The 16,709-nt window shown below is 39.6% G+C and carries 12 protein-coding genes and 1 pseudogene; 6 read left to right on the plus strand and 7 right to left on the minus strand.

Features of this window, described 5'->3' with window-relative positions:
* Positions 1-33: 33 nt before the first annotated feature.
* The 3 genes from recN to nadK all read right to left on the minus strand — a co-directional run bounded on the left by recN (position 34) and on the right by nadK (position 3,302).
* Positions 34-1,707, minus strand: a complete 1,674-nt coding sequence (recN, locus tag RB214_RS06910) for a DNA repair protein RecN (RefSeq protein ID WP_309168657.1) — start codon at positions 1,705-1,707, stop codon at positions 34-36.
* 75 nt (positions 1,708-1,782) lie between these two features.
* On the minus strand, positions 1,783-2,340 hold the full coding sequence (locus RB214_RS06915; protein WP_309168658.1) for a hypothetical protein: 558 nt from the start codon (positions 2,338-2,340) through the stop codon (positions 1,783-1,785).
* A 77-nt stretch (positions 2,341-2,417) separates the two neighbouring features.
* Positions 2,418-3,302 carry an NAD(+) kinase gene (gene nadK / locus RB214_RS06920; RefSeq protein ID WP_004335384.1) on the minus strand — a complete coding sequence of 295 codons (885 nt, stop codon included), beginning with the start codon at positions 3,300-3,302 and terminating at the stop codon, positions 2,418-2,420.
* A 154-nt stretch (positions 3,303-3,456) separates the two neighbouring features.
* Between nadK and RB214_RS06925 the strand changes: the two genes are divergently transcribed.
* Positions 3,457-4,422, plus strand: coding sequence for an HrcA family transcriptional regulator (locus RB214_RS06925; protein WP_024604215.1), 966 nt, complete (start codon positions 3,457-3,459; stop codon positions 4,420-4,422).
* 58 nt (positions 4,423-4,480) lie between these two features.
* The gene (gene grpE, locus RB214_RS06930) at positions 4,481-5,092 is read left to right on the plus strand and encodes a nucleotide exchange factor GrpE (RefSeq protein WP_024597391.1); all 612 of its coding nucleotides are present in this window, start codon (positions 4,481-4,483) and stop codon (positions 5,090-5,092) included.
* Between the two features lie 26 nt (positions 5,093-5,118).
* Here the strand turns inward: grpE and RB214_RS06935 are convergent, their stop codons facing one another.
* Positions 5,119-6,321 carry a Bcr/CflA family efflux MFS transporter gene (locus tag RB214_RS06935; protein ID WP_182197406.1) on the minus strand — a complete coding sequence of 401 codons (1,203 nt, stop codon included), beginning with the start codon at positions 6,319-6,321 and terminating at the stop codon, positions 5,119-5,121.
* Between the two features lie 197 nt (positions 6,322-6,518).
* On the opposite strand from RB214_RS06935, the gene RB214_RS06940 reads away from it, so the two are divergent.
* Positions 6,519-7,316 carry a M48 family metallopeptidase gene (locus tag RB214_RS06940; RefSeq protein WP_197173854.1) on the plus strand — a complete coding sequence of 266 codons (798 nt, stop codon included), beginning with the start codon at positions 6,519-6,521 and terminating at the stop codon, positions 7,314-7,316.
* A gap of 72 nt (positions 7,317-7,388) precedes the next feature.
* Here the strand turns inward: RB214_RS06940 and RB214_RS06945 are convergent.
* From RB214_RS06945 to RB214_RS06955, 3 genes and pseudogenes are all read right to left on the minus strand, one after another.
* A pseudogene (locus RB214_RS06945) lies at positions 7,389-8,404 on the minus strand (alpha/beta fold hydrolase).
* Positions 8,405-8,565: 161 nt separating this feature from the next.
* On the minus strand, positions 8,566-9,354 hold the full coding sequence (locus tag RB214_RS06950; protein WP_309168659.1) for a nucleoside-binding protein: 789 nt from the start codon (positions 9,352-9,354) through the stop codon (positions 8,566-8,568).
* Between the two features lie 132 nt (positions 9,355-9,486).
* A complete protein-coding gene (locus tag RB214_RS06955; protein ID WP_309168971.1) occupies positions 9,487-10,800 on the minus strand; it encodes a Na+/H+ antiporter NhaC family protein in 1,314 nt (437 codons plus the stop codon).
* Between the two features lie 354 nt (positions 10,801-11,154).
* On the opposite strand from RB214_RS06955, the gene dapB reads away from it, so the two are divergent.
* From dapB to carB, 3 genes are all read left to right on the plus strand, one after another.
* Positions 11,155-11,958, plus strand: a complete 804-nt coding sequence (dapB, locus tag RB214_RS06960) for a 4-hydroxy-tetrahydrodipicolinate reductase (protein WP_309168660.1) — start codon at positions 11,155-11,157, stop codon at positions 11,956-11,958.
* A 361-nt stretch (positions 11,959-12,319) separates the two neighbouring features.
* Positions 12,320-13,456 carry a glutamine-hydrolyzing carbamoyl-phosphate synthase small subunit gene (gene carA / locus RB214_RS06965; RefSeq protein WP_004335400.1) on the plus strand — a complete coding sequence of 379 codons (1,137 nt, stop codon included), beginning with the start codon at positions 12,320-12,322 and terminating at the stop codon, positions 13,454-13,456.
* A 16-nt stretch (positions 13,457-13,472) separates the two neighbouring features.
* Positions 13,473-16,691, plus strand: coding sequence for a carbamoyl-phosphate synthase large subunit (gene carB / locus RB214_RS06970; protein WP_039487473.1), 3,219 nt, complete (start codon positions 13,473-13,475; stop codon positions 16,689-16,691).
* Positions 16,692-16,709 lie beyond the last annotated feature (18 nt).

Genomic DNA, 16,709 nt, shown 5'->3' on the forward strand with positions numbered 1-16,709 from the left:
TTATTTAATCCTTCAAAGCTCTATTAACCAATATTAGGCATGGGCCATTATTAGTTCTTTAGCATTCGCTTTAGCTTTTTTACTGATATTATCACCACCAAGTAAGCGAGCTATTTCATTAATACGACCATCTTTATTCAAAGGCAGCATATGAGTGAACGTTTCGCCTTGTGTTATTTCTTTAGCTACAAAAAATTGTTGGTGTGCGCTACTAGCAACTTGCGGTAAATGGGTAACACAAATCACTTGAGTAGACTTACCTAACTGGCGCAATAGTTTGCCTACGGCTGATGCCGTAGGGCCAGAAATACCTACATCAACTTCATCAAAAATAAGCGTTGGGGTTGTTACTTTTTGGGCAATAATTACCTGTATAGCAAGGCTAATTCGCGAAAGCTCACCACCTGAGGCTACTTTAGCTAACGGCTGAAGTGGCTGCCCAGGATTAGTTGATACTAAAAACGACACATTATCGTACCCTAAGCTATTAGGTGCGCGGCTACTCTCTTGAGTTAAAGCTATTTCAAATACACCGTTTTCCATCGATAAATTAGCCATGCTTTCACTTATTAGTGTGTTAAGTGTATTCGCATACTCATAGCGACTTTTACTTAGTTCATCGGCAGCTTGCTTATAACTAAGTAACGCGCTTTCTATTTCTGACTCTAGTTGCTCTAGACGATTACTATTATTACTTATTGACTCAAGCTCTTGAGCAATCGATTGATGAAACTCAACTAGCTGCTGTGGTTTTATGTGATGCTTACGCGCTAAATCCATCGCACCGCTTAGTCTATTTTCTACTTCACCTAAACGAGCAGGGTCTAAATCTGCTTGCTCAGTATAATTTCGAACTTCACGGCTTGCTTCTTCAACTTGTACTGCGGCTTCACTAAGGAGCGCTGCTACGCCCGCTAAGCTTTCGTCGTATTGAGCCAGCTCAGCGAATTGTTGGGCACTGTGCTGCAGCATTGAACAAGCATTTTGTTCATCACTTTCATATAAATATTGTAATTCACGTTGGCACGATTCTAATATTGTTTGGCTATTACTAAGTTTGTAATGCTCGGCCTCAATTAAATCAAACTCACTTTCTTGTAAGGCAAACTCATCGAGCTCTGCAACTTGGTATTCTAACAATTGTTTTTGCGCTGCTTGTTGCTGCTGTTGTTGCTCTAAATGTTTAAATTCTTTTTGTAAGTTAGCAAACTGTTTATAGTTGTTATTTACATCATTTACTAAGTGGTGATGCCCTGCATAGGCATCTAAAAGCTGTAACTGATGCTCAGCTTTTAATAAGTGTTGGTGGGCATGTTGTCCATGAATAGATATTAAATATTGACCAAGTTCTTTTAATTGTGATGCGGTAACGGCACTGCCATTAATATAGCTTTTACTGCGTCCATTTTTGCAAACAACACGACGCAATAAACATTCATTATCGTCATTGTTTAGCATATGTTGCTCTAAAAACGATTGAGCTAGCGGTAAATCTGTTAGGTCAAATTGAGCGCATACTTCTGCTTTATCAGAGCTTGGGCGCACTGCTGATGCTTCAGCTCGTTCACCTAAACATAATGATAGCGCATCAATAGCAATAGATTTACCAGCACCTGTCTCGCCTGTGATCGCGGTCATACCGCTGCGCCATTCTGTGCTTAAATTACTAACAATTGCAAAATTTTTAACTTCTAAACCAATTAACATACTGTTTATCCATCCAGTCAATTAACTGTTAATTTATACAGTGTTTTGGTTTTTTGCAAATTAATTTTTTATTATTTATGCAACGCTTACATCTTGAGTAAATTGTGTATCAGAAGTTTTTGGGGAGGTATCAATTTGATCATCAACAATATCAGTAGCTTGTATAACGTCTTCGGTTTTAAGTAGCCCGATAAGTGGAGGTAAAGTATTTAGGTAAAAACTCTTATTGTATAAAATTCCTTGCTGAGGTAACTCAGATACAAAGTACTGTATATTATCAATCAATGGTTGGATTATATTCGTTTGATTAGTTTTAATTAACTCGTTGGACAACGTATTAATTAGTAGGTCAGCGGTATCTTCAAGTTGCTGTAAATTCTCTTCTGTATGCGATTGAACAACAAAAAAATTATTTACAATAGCTTGAATACGAGGAACGTATTTTGGGCGAATTATTTTAGCATCAAGAAGATCATTAAGTTTTACTCTAAGGCGTGAATTTACATGCGAAACACGTTCATTAAATAGCTTTTTTCTAGCTTCGATTGCTTTTTTGCGATTACTCTCAATTTTGAGGTAACTGTATAAAAGTGTAATTAATAGCAGTAAAGCAAAGAATACTACATAAGTCATTGCCGTTTGTTCCTGAAATGTTTAATTTTTAGTTGTTACTAATATTTTGCTCTATCGTTTAACTTTTGGCAATAAAATTAGTACAAACGACTACCCCAATTTAGTTTTGTACGTAAAACGTTGTAGTACGAGTAATTTTTTGGATGAATTAAGCGCAATTGTTTATCCGCTTTTTTAATTACTACCTCATCGCCGGGTAATACGGCAAGCACAACATGGCTGTCGCAACTTACTTGCAAGCTATCTGTATTTTCTAGGCTTAGCTTTAAGCGTACTTCGTTATCGGCATCGACCACTAAAGGTCTGCTAGATAAGGTATGAGGAAACATAGGCACTAACGATATTGCATTTAGCTCTGGCGTTAAAATTGGCCCGCCACCTGAAAGTGAATATGCCGTAGAGCCAGTAGGGGTTGATACTATTAAACCGTCAGAGCGCTGAGAAAACACAAAGTCATTATTTATAAAAGCTTCAAACTCAATCATATGCGCTACTTTATCGGCATGAAGTACCGCTTCGTTAACGGCAGAATTTGCACTCTTTAATTCGTTGTGGCGATATACTTCTACTTCTAATAAAAAGCGTTTTTCTTCAAGGTACTCACCACTGAGGACTTGCTCTAAGCTCGCTTCAAACCCTTCAGGGTTTAAATCAGTTAAAAAGCCAAGGTTACCTCTATTTACTCCAATTACAGCAATGTTAAAGCGCGCAAGCACGCGTGCAGCACCAAGCATGTTACCGTCACCGCCTACAACAATAGCTAAATCGGCTTGTTCTCCTAAGTCGACTAACTTAACAAGTTTGTCATGCGGGATATCGTCTAATTGACTCCCTGTGCGTTTTTCTACTATTACCTCAAAACCAAGCGCAAGTAAAAATGTATGTAAGCGCTGAAGGGTAGCAGCGGCTCCCGGGTGATTAGGTTTGCCAATTAGGCCAATGGTATTAAAAGGAGAGTCCATAATGTACGCACAAAAAGATTTAATAATTGTAGAGTAACTCAAAACAGAAGTGTTTGAAAATACAGATTATAGCAATATTATAAATCTTCAATTTTATTCGCAGTCAGTTAACTGCACGACTTGAAAAACAACTAGACGCCCCGATATCTCTTTCATGCAACAAGATGTAGATACCATGAAACTAAACTCACGAGATCAGCAAATTTTTTCAGCTGTTATGAACATGTACTGTAATGGTGAAGGCTTGCCTGTTCCATCAACAAAAATTGCCAAGCTCAAAGGCATGGCAGTATGCTCGGCTACGGTTCGTAATGCTATGGCTCGCTTAGAAAAAGTGGGGCTATTGTATTCACCTCATACATCTGCAGGACGAGTGCCCACAAATGAAGGGTTTGATTATTGGTTTGACGAGTTTTTTCCACTCGCTGACATTGCTAATTATTGGCAACCAGAGCAATCACAACTCGTTGAACTAGCACATGGTTTGAGCCAAAAATACCAAATATGTTGTTGTGTTGGTTTACCACAAGTCAGCTCGCAGCAAGTGTTTAGAGTAGAAGTGCTTGATTTTGATTCTACCGACTGGCTTATTCTATTAATAGACAGGGCTGGGCAGAGCCACAACATTTGTATTGATAAACCTCATGATTCGTCAGACTCTGTTCGTTATCAGTTTGCAACATGGTTGAACACCGTATTTAGCCAACAAACTCTTATGGAGGGTTTATATCGTATGCAGGCGATGGCAAATACAGCGCCTCGAAATTGTCATGATTCGCTTAATCAATGGACGCGACAACTAAGTCAGAAATTAGGCTCAGATAATAGTATTGTAGTTGGCGAAAATTACCTCTATAAACAAATCGATTGTGAGCAAAGTTTAAATATTGGTGTTTCGTTTTTAAATTATGTAGAAGATAAACTCGCTTTTAAAAACGGTGTCTCGGTACTTAATAGCGAAAAATTGCCTTTTACTGAGTGTGATGAATTGATCGTAATAAGCGTGCCGTACTTTCAAAATCAAGAATACCAAAGCCGCTTTTGTATAATTTGCCCTAAATCAGCGCAAATCGAAGAAATAATTCGAGAATTTAAATTAATTGAGGCATCTAACTCTTGAATCTTTTTATTCAATCCCCATAATTACTGCAGTTGTAAAGAATTGGAGCACGTATTTTATGTCTGAGCAGACACAAAACCCTGAGCAAGAAGTAGAATTAAACGAAGAAATTTCTAAAATGCAGGCTGATGTAGAAGCAGCAGTAGAAGCCGCTGATCAACATGCAGAAGAAGAGCAAAGCCCTGAAGCAGAAATAGCTATGCTATATGCAGAGCTTGAAGCTGCTAAACAAACTATTGCTGATCAAAAAGATGGTGTTGTTCGTGCTGCAGCAGACGTAGACAACATTCGTCGTCGTGCAGCACAAGATGTAGAAAAAGCGCATAAGTTTGCACTAGAAAAATTTGCTAACGAATTACTACCTGTAATTGATAATCTTGAGCGTGCTATTGAGTTTTCTGATAAAGAAAATGAGACTTTAAAGCCGTTGCTTGAAGGTATCGATATGACAGTTAAAAGCTTTAACGATGCTGTTGCAAAGTTTGGTGTTGAAATTGTAAACCCACAAGGTGAGCAGTTTAATCCAGATTTTCATCAAGCAATGTCAATTCAACCAAGTAACGATGTAACACCTAATACAGTACTTGCTGTTATGCAAAAAGGTTACACATTGAATGGTCGTTTATTACGCCCTGCAATGGTTATGGTTTCTAAAGCTGCTGATGCTTAATTGAATTATTAGTTTTAAAAAATGCCTCATATTGAGGCATTTTTTTTGTCTTTTTTATAGTGAATTAACTGTACGAGCATAGTAAGCAACACAGCGCTAAACATTAGACTTGAAAACGGCACTGCGCTTTTTGCATGCATAATAGCGAGTAGTGGGCCAACTAATGCGCCACTGCCAAAACGAAGTGTGCCAATTACGGCCGTTGCCGTGCCTGTGTTTTTTTCAAACTTCATTAATATTAGCGAGTCAGCATTACTTGCAGTGACGCCTAAGCTCATCATTAATGGCGCAATAGCAGCCACAATATAATAAAGTGATAAATGCAATAAGCTAAATGTTAACAAAGCCAGCCCCGATACAAATCCAAATGTAAGCCCAATATAGAGCATTTTTCGAGAGCCCAGCCTTGGTACAATTCGCGTATTTAAAAAGTTACCAAACATCAGCGCCATTACGTTAAAGGCAAATAACACACCAAATAACTGTTCTGACACTTCATATAAATCTAAATAAATAAATGGTACTGAGGTCAAAAAGCAAAAAAATCCAAACGATACAAACATAGAACTGAGTATGTCGGCACGTGCATCTTTATTACTGAGCACTGTTTTATAGCTGTCGAAAAACAGAGCGAGACCCTTTTTTTCGTTTTTGTGAATAGGAATATCAATTAGATACACTTGCACAAATGCCAATATTAAAAAGCTATACCCAGCAAGAACCAAGAATATGGTTGACCAAACAGAAAATCCTAAAATAAATGAGCCAACAGAGGGGGCAACTAACGGCGCTACCATCATAATCATCGACACATACGACATTCCCTTAGCTGTATTTTGCTGATAAATATGGCGAATAATACCCGGTACTACTACCGTTGCTGCCGCTCCCGTAAATGCTTGCACTGCTCGAAGAGTCCAAAAAGCATGGATTTCGGTGGTAAATGCCAATGCAAGTGAGCTTGCACCAAATAAGGTTAAGCCGATACGTGCAAGCTTACGGCGGCCAATTTGATCGGCAATGGGGCCAAAAAATAGCATCCCTAATGAATAGCCTGCTAAGTAAATACTCAACGATATTTGTACATTGGGCATATTAGTGTGTAAATCGTTTGCAATTACCAGCATGGCAGGTAAGTACATATCTATCGCCAATGGCGTAATCGCCACTATACTGGCCAATAAAGGCAATAAAATACGGGTATTAAAAGACGAGGCTGAGGCGTCCATGTGTAAACTCAACAATCACTAAAAACAAGGGTTATAGTGTAACAGGGCATTGTATTTGAATAAACTTAGTTTGCCCGCTAAGTTTATCGTCATATTGTTTTTTTTTAATATAACGGTACATAAAGCAAATATTTTAAATTGGTACTGTGTTTGCTATTCTACAAGCAATAAAAAATTCATTACTTAAGAGAATTATCATGAAAAAACTAGTACTTGCAGTATTAGCGACAGCCGTTTTAGCCGGTTGTAAAACGTCACCAACAGGGCGCACTCAAATAGCGCTTTACTCAGATCAACAAATGAGTGAAATGGGCACTGCTAGTTTTGCAGATATGAAAAAAAGCCAACCAATTAATAAAGATGCAAAAACAAATGCATATGTAAATTGCATTGCTGAAAAAGTAGTGGCTGTATTACCAAAAGAATACGCGTCGCAAAATTGGGAAGTAGTTGTATTTGAAGATGAATCTGCTAACGCTTTTGCACTACCTGGTGGTTACATTGGGGTTCATACGGGCTTATTAAAAATAGCCACCAATCAAGACCAACTAGCAACCGTACTTGGACACGAAGTAGGGCACGTAATTGCTGAGCATTCTAATGAACGTGTTTCACAGAGCTCTATTTTAGATACCGGTATGCAGCTTGGTAGTGCAGCACTTGAAATGGGTAACATTCAATACCGTAACGAAATTATGCAGGGTCTAGGTTTGGGCGCACAGTATGGTGTTGTTTTGCCATTTAGCCGTTCGCACGAGTCAGAAGCTGATGAAATTGGCTTAGATTTAATGGCGGAAGCAGGCTTTAATCCACAAGAATCAGTGACCCTTTGGCAAAATATGAGTGCAGCAGGTAGTGGTACAACACCTGAGTTTTTATCAACTCACCCTGCGCCAAGCAGTCGTATTAAAGACTTACAAGCACAAATGAGTAAAGCACTTAGTGAGCAAAGCACTGCTAAAGCACAGGGTAAAAACCCACAATGTAAGCTGTAATCTAGTTTAATTACTAAATAAAAACCCCTGTGAGTAATTACTTACAGGGGTTTTTGTATTCAGTACTCACCTTTATTTAGTTGTAAGCGCTTTTTGTAATACATTTTTAAAGCGTTCAAAATCTTCAATGTGCGGCAGGTGCCCTAAGTTATCTAGTTCGAATAATTGTGCGTCAGGAATAAGTGTTGCAGCGTGTTTGCCTAATTTATCGTATCGACCAAGCTCGTAATCAACATCCTCTTTTTCCAGTTACGGCCTGGACCGGTTCTATCGCGTGTACCAATAATTAATTTAACTGGCACAGTTAAATCTTTAAATTCGGTTATTACAGGTTGAGTGAAAATCATATCGTATGTTTTTGCATTCACCCATGCCATTTGTTCTTTATCTGGGCCTTGTATTTGCCCTGTTATAAAGTCAGTTAAGGCTGAATATGTTGTATTCCACTTACCATCGTAGTAATTTTTTTGCTGATAACGTTTAACGCCTTCCGGTGTTTTTGAAAGCTCGTTTTTATAGAAAAAATTAGTATCTTTGTAATCAACATACTGCAGGTAGTTTTCAAGCCCAATAGGGTTTAATAAAATTAGCTTTTTAGTTGTATTTGGATACATTAATGCAAAACGACTCGCTAGCATCCCGCCCATAGAGTGCCCAAGTACAATCGACTCTTTAATATTAAGTGAATCTATTAACGCGTGAGTATGATGAGCAAGCGTCGCAAACGAATACTGGTAATTAGTTGGCTTAGACGACTTGCCAAAACCAATTTGATCAGGGATTAATACCCCATAACCTAAAGATTGCAGATATTGAGCGGTTGTAGTCCAGTAGTCAGCATTAAAATTTTTGCCGTGCATAAGTGTAACTGTAGGCATACCGGCTTTAGTAGGCTTTAAGTAAATATAAGCCATTTTTAATGATTGTTTTTGCGACTCAAGTGCAAAGTAATTTACCTTAAAATCGTATTCGTAATTGCTTAATAGTGCATCATAAGAAAGGGCGGATGTATCTTGAGAAGTGCCAGCTAAGGCATTGTTTGTTAGTACTAATAAAGTAGAGAAACAAATAACTTTAATCGACGACATTCAGTTACTCCTATTAAAGGCGAACGCTTGGCTTAAAAAGAAGTACAACAATAACTAAGTATTTAAACCTGTTCAATTAAATGTTTTACGTGGACGAAAAAAAGCGAAGCTAAAATTGTGCTTCGCTTATTATTACTGAGTAAAGAGCTGATTGTAAAAGTTTAAAATGTCCACTCAATATGAATTTGAGGTACCGATTCAGTGACTTCAGTACCTAGTTTATTGTGCCAGTATTGTAATTCCATACCCAGCAGTAGTGTGTTTTCTTTCATTTGAAGAGCGTGGCCCATATCCCATACTAAAATAGGCTGTGCGAGTATCCACGCCTCTACATCGTTACCAAATTCATCTTCACGTTCTGCAATGTATTCAGCGTGGCCTTTAAAGCTAAATTTTTGTGAGCCAATAGTGAAAGGGTATTCAAAGGCAACATCAAGCATCCAGCTATTTGTTTCAATAGGAGCCCCGCCTTTTGCTACACCTTCACTATCGTCAATGTAAGCTGTGAATAGCGTTTGAAAAAAGTTAAATCCAGGTACATCCCAGCTTAATTTAACACCAGGCAAGTATTTCATTATTTTAGCGTCGCCAGCAACGTTAATACCGCCGGTAAGGCCCACATCTAATAATGCGCCTGCGTCAATTTTTTCGCCGCTAATGGCCGATAAGCTTACCGTTGAATACCACTCACCATAAAAATCAGCATCTTGGTAACCATCATCGGTATCGTCTTTACTGTAATCGATAAAAAAGAAGTTATCGCCGTAATCGTAACCCGATGCATGTTGAACCGAGTAAACAGTGGTGTTTGACTCTTGCTCAGTGAATGGGTTTTTTTGGTTGCCATTATTAATATGTAGTGCTGTGCTGCTCCAATTAGCCGCAAAAGCAGAAGACGATAAAGCAATTGATGTAAAAGTAACGAGAGGAAGTAATTTTTTAAATTTCATATCTGTATTTAACTATAATTTTAGTGACACGCGAAGGCGCGCATTATAGCAAAAGTGATTGATATGTAGAGTATTATTTTAACATATGTTGCAGCTTACTTATTAAGCTGCAACATAGTATCGGTGTTTAAACTATGCTTTATTACGGCGTAAGCAAATAACTGCAATGGCTGTAAATGCTAAAATAAAACAGTAGTATGACGAGGTAGATACTTCCCACGGGCTAATTTTAAACGTAGCACCTAATAACAATGCTTGGGCACCGTATGGCAATGAACCCTGTGTAACACAGGCAAATATATCAAGTAAACTGGCAGAGCGTTTACCGCTTATTTCACCGTCATCTGCTAGCTTTTTAGCAATAGGACCGGCCACAATAATAGACACTGTATTATTAGCAATACATACATTACTTGTTAAAACTAACGCAGCGATACCTAATTGATCTGCCACTTTACGGTGCCATTTTGCAATGATTTTAGTAATTTCTTGAATTTTTTGAGCAATGTAATCAAGACCACCGTTGATACGAATAAATTCAGATAAGCCACCAATAAACATAGAAAGTAAAAATATTTCCTGCATATCAGTAAAGCCTTTGTAAATGTCTTTTACAAAGCTTGCGCCTTCGTAACTTCCTGTAAAGCCCATTAATGCGGCAAAAATAATACCGCTAAACAACACTACAAATACGTTCAAGCCAGCAACTGCTAACACTAAAATAAAGGCATAAGGAAGTACTAACCAAATGTCATAGTCTTTAGTTTCAACTACTTGTGCAGCAGGTGTTAAATAAAACAACAGGGCGATTGTTAGAATGGCTGCAGGGACTGCAATTTTAAGATTTTCTTTAAACTTGTCTTTCATTTCACAACCTTGCGTGCGCGTAGCTGCAATAGTGGTGTCTGAAATAATAGATAAGTTATCGCCAAACATAGCGCCAGATACAATCGTACCGGCCATTAATGCTGGATCTATACCCGTTTTAATTGATACCGCATAAGCGATAGGGCCAATGGCGCCAATTGTTCCCATTGACGTTCCCATTGCAGTAGAAACAACGGCCGCAATTAAAAACAAACCAGGGAGCAATAACGAAGGTGGAATAAGCGATAAGCCTGCATTTACTACCGCATCTACACCACCGGTTGCACTTGCCACAGCCGAAAAAGCACCTGCAAGTAAGTAGATTAAACACATGGTAATAATATTGTTGTGTCCGGCACCTTTAATAAAGGTCTCTACACATTGGTTTACCGTGCCTTTATTTAAAATAAACGCAAGCATGATGGCGGGCAATATAGCAACAGGTGCAGGTAGTTGGTAAAAAGCATAATCAACCCCTTGCGATTGTAAATACAAACCTGAGCCTAAAAATATCGCTACAAAGGTAAGTAGGGGAAGTAAAGAAAGTATTGCTTTGTTTTTATTAAATGATGGCTGCATCATAATCCTCATAACCAGTAAAATTTATCACAGCCAAAACTCCTCTTTTAGCTGAATTTAGCAGTACAACTTTTTATTTTAAAAAGTTGTTAGCCGCAGCGTCCGCAAGCCAAAGACCAAATCGACGCGAAAGAGAAGTTTAAATGTATAGATGGCTAAAGTAAACTGGTATTGTTATTATTATTAAATTAAAAGGTCACCTGACTATTGCATGACTTTTAGATAATATCTATAAAGCAACGCGATTTTCAGCGATTAATATTTATCCAACTGCATAAAAATACCCACCTGCGTATTTTGTAATGCCCGGATATATGGCTAATAAACGGATTCAAATTAAATTAGGTAAAAACCATGACTACAAATCGAATAGGTGTTTTTGGTGCTAACGGCAGAATGGGCTTAGCCCTATTAGAAGCCGTGACAATTAAAGAGCAAACACAACTTACAGGCGCATATGTTCGTAGTGGTTCATCGCTATTAGGCATTAATGTAAATCAAGTAAATAGCGCAGCCGATAACAGTGTTAGCTTTAGCGACGAAAGTACAATAGATAATGTAGATGTTTTAATCGACTTTACGCTGCCAGCGGGTATGAAAAACCATTTAAAAACAGCTGTTGCACAAAAAATTCCTATGGTAATTGGCACAACAGGTTTAACAAATGATGATATGGCGCTATTACACAATGCCGCTAAACATATCCCTATTGTATTTGCGCGAAATTACAGCGTAGGTGTCAATGTATTACTTAACCTTGTGCAAACTGCAGCGACTAAGTTTGGTGACGATTTAGATATCGAAATATTTGAAGCGCATCACCGTCATAAAATAGATGCACCATCGGGTACTGCACTGGCAATAGGTGAGTCAATCGCGCAAGCGAAAGGCTGGGATCACGACGAGGTTGCGGTATATGACCGAAGCCAAGTAGAAACAGCGAAATCTCAAAATGAGATTGGTTATTCTGTCCTAAGAGGGGGCGATATAGTAGGTGAACATACCGCATACTTCGCTACAATGGGCGAAAGGCTTGAATTAACACATAAAGCAAGTTCGAGAATGACGTTCGCTCTAGGTGCTATAAGGGCTGCAAGCTGGTTGAAAAACAAACCTGCTGGACTTTATGATATGCAAGATGTGCTAGATCTTAAGTAGTTTAGTTACTATTTTAACTGTTTGGGTCTAATTTTACCTACAGTGACTTATTTGTAACAATTAACCAAATAATGTTAGACCTAAATAGCAACTTCATGTAATATGCAGCCAATTTGCCAAAAATTACTAAATGCGTGTTTCCAATTATACCCAAGTGGCTAGTAAATCCAGGGTTTCAGTGGGAATGAAAATAGTTTTAGGCAAGAAAAATGATTGAAGGTTGAATGCTTTACATCTGCATCATTTAAGACTGCGTAAAACAATTTAAGCCCACAAAAATCTGGTTTTGACGATCCCTCTGGGTATTGGCGGGGTGTTAAGCAATTGCTTACTCCCGTTTTTTACTGTTAGGAGGTTTAACTTGACTAAATCCGCTCTGTTAGTCCTAGAAGACGGCACAGTGTTTCGCGGTACTGCAATCGGCGCTGACGGCATGTCAGTCGGTGAAGTGGTATTCAATACGTCTATGACTGGTTATCAAGAAATTTTGACTGATCCATCATACGCGGAACAAATCGTAACTTTGACGTACCCACATATCGGTAATACGGGTACCAACAGCGAAGACGAAGAAGCGAATCAAATTTGGGCTAAAGGCCTAGTGATCCGTGATTTGCCACTGCTAGCAAGTAACTTTCGTAACGAGCAATCGTTAGATGATTACTTAAAAGAACGTAATATTTTAGGTATTGCGGACATCGACACCAGAAAGCTAACTCGAATTTTGCGTGATAAAGGCGCACAAAACGGGTGTATTGTTGCCGGTGACGAGCTAGACGAAAATAAAGCGTTACAAGCCGCGCAAGCCTTCCCAGGCTTAAAAGGTATGGATTTAGCAAAAGTTGTCTCAACCAAGGAAAATTTTGAGTGGCGCGAATCAAGCTGGACATTAGGTGAAGGATTTAAAACCCTTGACGCTGCTGATGAAAAGTTTCATGTTGTTGCCTACGACTTCGGTGTAAAACGTAATATTTTACGTATGCTTGTAGACCGTGGTTGTAAACTTACAGTAGTACCAGCGCAAACTTCTGCCGCTGACGTACTTGCTTTAAACCCTGATGGTATCTTCCTATCTAATGGCCCTGGCGACCCTGAGCCATGTACTTACGCTATTGAAGCCATTCAAGCCTTTTTAGAAACCGACACACCTATTTTTGGTATCTGTTTAGGTCATCAGTTATTAGCTCTTGCCTCAGGTGCTAAAACAGAAAAAATGAAATTTGGTCACCACGGTGGTAACCACCCAGTTAAAGACCTAGACCGTAATGTAGTTATGATCACAGCTCAAAACCATGGTTTTGCAGCTCAAGAATCAAGCCTACCAAGTACGCTTCGTGCCACGCATAAATCGTTATTTGATGGAACGCTTCAAGGTATTCATCGTACTGATAAGCCTGCGTTTAGCTTCCAGGGTCACCCTGAAGCAAGTCCAGGTCCACACGATGCAGCACCATTATTTGACCACTTCATCGATTTGATGCAAGCGCGTAAACACTAATTTAACTGGAGTAATAATGCCAAAACGTACCGACATAAAAAGCATTCTTATCTTAGGCGCAGGCCCAATTGTAATTGGTCAAGCTTGTGAATTTGACTACTCTGGTGCTCAAGCGTGTAAAGCACTTAGAGAAGAAGGCTATAGAGTTATATTAGTTAACTCAAACCCTGCAACTATCATGACCGATCCTGAAATGGCCGATGCTACCTACATCGAACCAATTCACTGGGAAGTGGTAGAAAAAATTATTGAAAAAGAAAAGCCAGATGCAGTACTGCCTACAATGGGTGGTCAAACAGCATTAAACTGTGCACTTGATTTAGACAAGCACGGTGTATTGGCTAAGCACGGCGTTGAGCTAATTGGCGCAACGGCGGATGCAATCGACAAAGCAGAAAACCGTGAACGCTTTGACGTAGCAATGAAAAACATTGGCCTTGAATGTCCTCGTGCTGAAATTGCTCACTCAATGGAAGAAGCTAAAGATACAATGAGCCGAATTGGCTTACCATGTATCATTCGTCCTTCTTTCACCATGGGTGGCACCGGTGGCGGTGTTGCTTACAACATGGAAGAGTTTGAAGAAATTTGTGAGCGCGGTTTAGACTTATCGCCAACAAACGAATTATTGATTGATGAATCACTGATTGGTTGGAAAGAGTACGAAACAGAAGTTGTACGTGATAAAAACGATAACTGTATTATTGTTTGTACCATTGAAAACTTTGACCCTATGGGTGTTCACACTGGCGATTCAATCACCGTTGCACCAGCGCAAACGCTAACCGACAAAGAATACCAAATTATGCGTAACGCCTCTATGGCGGTATTACGTGAAATTGGTGTAGAAACTGGCGGTTCTAACGTGCAGTTTGGTATTAATCCTGAAGATGGCCGTATGGTTATTATTGAGATGAACCCACGCGTATCACGTTCATCTGCACTTGCATCAAAAGCAACGGGTTTCCCAATTGCTAAAATTGCTGCAAAGCTAGCAGTAGGTTACACGCTTGACGAGCTTCAAAACGATATTACTGGCGGTAAAACTCCAGCGTCTTTTGAGCCTTCAATCGATTACGTTGTAACAAAAATTCCTCGCTTTAACTTTGAAAAATTTGCCGGTGCTAACGACCGCTTAACTACGCAAATGAAATCGGTTGGCGAAGTAATGGCGATTGGTCGTAACCAACAAGAATCATTACACAAAGCATTACGTGGTCTTGAAGTGGGCGCAACAGGTTTTAACCCAATAGTTGCACTTGATGACCCTAAAGCGAAAGAAAAAATCATCCGCGAATTACGCGAGCCAGGTGCTGAGCGTATCTGGTACATTGCCGATGCAATGCGCCATGGTATGAGCGTTGATGATGTTTATGAGCTGACTAAAGTTAATCGCTGGTTCTTAGTACAAATAGAAGATATTTTAAAAGACGAAGCAAAAATTGGTGAAGTAGGTATGGCTGGTTTAAATGCCGACTTCCTACGTAAACTTAAACGCAAAGGTTTCGCAGATCCACGTATAGCTGAAATTGCTGGTGTATCTGAAGCTGAAATTCGTAAAAAACGTCACCTATTAAACATCGTGCCAGTATACAAGCGTGTTGATACGTGCGCCGCAGAATTTAGCTCAGACACAGCTTACATGTACTCATCTTACGATGAAGAGTGTGAAGCAAACCCAACAGATAAAGACAAAATCATGGTTATTGGTGGCGGTCCTAACCGTATCGGCCAAGGTATTGAATTTGATTACTGTTGTGTACATGCCTCGCTTGCGCTTCGCGAAGACGGCTATGAAACCATTATGGTTAACTGTAACCCTGAGACGGTTTCTACCGATTACGATACATCTGATAGACTATACTTTGAGCCAATTACACTTGAAGACGTACTTGAAATCGTACGTGTTGAAAAGCCAAAAGGCGTTATCGTGCAGTACGGTGGTCAAACACCACTTAAATTAGCACGTGAGCTTGAAGCGAATGGCGTGCCAGTAATAGGTACCTCACCTGATGCGATTGACCGTGCAGAAGATCGCGAACGTTTCCAACAACTTGTTGAGCGCCTGAACTTACTTCAGCCAGAAAATGCAACAGTAACTTCAACTGAAGAAGCACTACTTAAATCAGTTGAAATTGGTTTCCCACTCGTTGTACGTCCGTCGTATGTACTAGGTGGTCGTGCAATGGAAATTGTATATGATGAAGACGATTTACGTCGCTACATGACCGAAGCTGTATCTGCATCAAACGAAGCACCTGTATTACTTGACCGTTTCTTAGATAACGCAATTGAAGTTGACGTTGACGCAATTTGCGACGGCGAGCAAGTAATTATTGGCGGTATCATGGAGCACATTGAGCAAGCCGGTGTTCACTCTGGTGACTCAGCATGTTCATTACCAGCACATTCTTTATCGCAAGAAGTGCAAGATGTAATGCGCAAGCAAGTAACCGATATGGCGCTTGAGCTTGGTGTTGTTGGCTTAATGAATACACAGTTTGCTGTAAAAGATGGCAAAGTGTACTTAATTGAAGTTAACCCGCGTGCCGCACGTACTGTACCGTTTGTATCAAAAGCAACCGGTGTAGCGCTTGCAAAAGTGGCGGCTCGTTGTATGGCGGGTCAGTCTTTGGCAAGCCAAGGTATTACTAAAGAAGTGATCCCTCCTTATTACAGCGTTAAAGAAGTTGTTTTACCATTTGCTAAGTTTCAGGGTGTGGATCCAATTCGTGGCCCTGAGATGCGCTCAACGGGTGAAGTGATGGGTGTTGGTGATACTTTCGCCGAAGCATTCGCAAAAGCACAATTAGGTGCAAGCAACACTTTACCACGCGGTGGTCGCGCGTTATTATCTGTTCGTAATAGCGATAAGCCACGCATTGTTGAATTAGCCAAGATCATGACCGACTTAGGTTTTGAACTTGACGCAACAGGTGGCACGGCACAAGCTCTTGAAGAAGCTGGCATTGAAGTACGACGTGTAAACAAAGTATATGAAGGCCGACCGCATATTCTTGATTATATCAAGAATAAAGAGTACAGCTATATCGTTAATACCACCGAAGGTCGCCAAGCGATCGAAGATTCGAAGGTGTTACGTCGTGGTGCATTGCAAAATAAAACCAACTATACGACAACCTTGAACGCAGCTTTTGCTAACTGTACTGCTAACAAAGCAGATGACCGTAGTAAAGTAACGTCAGTTCAAGAGCTACACCTGCGATTGAACTAAGGAAATGTGCCAAGGCCA

Origin of the sequence: Pseudoalteromonas sp. HL-AS1 (assembly GCF_031198785.1) — a bacterium.
GTDB lineage: Bacteria > Pseudomonadota > Gammaproteobacteria > Enterobacterales > Alteromonadaceae > Pseudoalteromonas > Pseudoalteromonas distincta.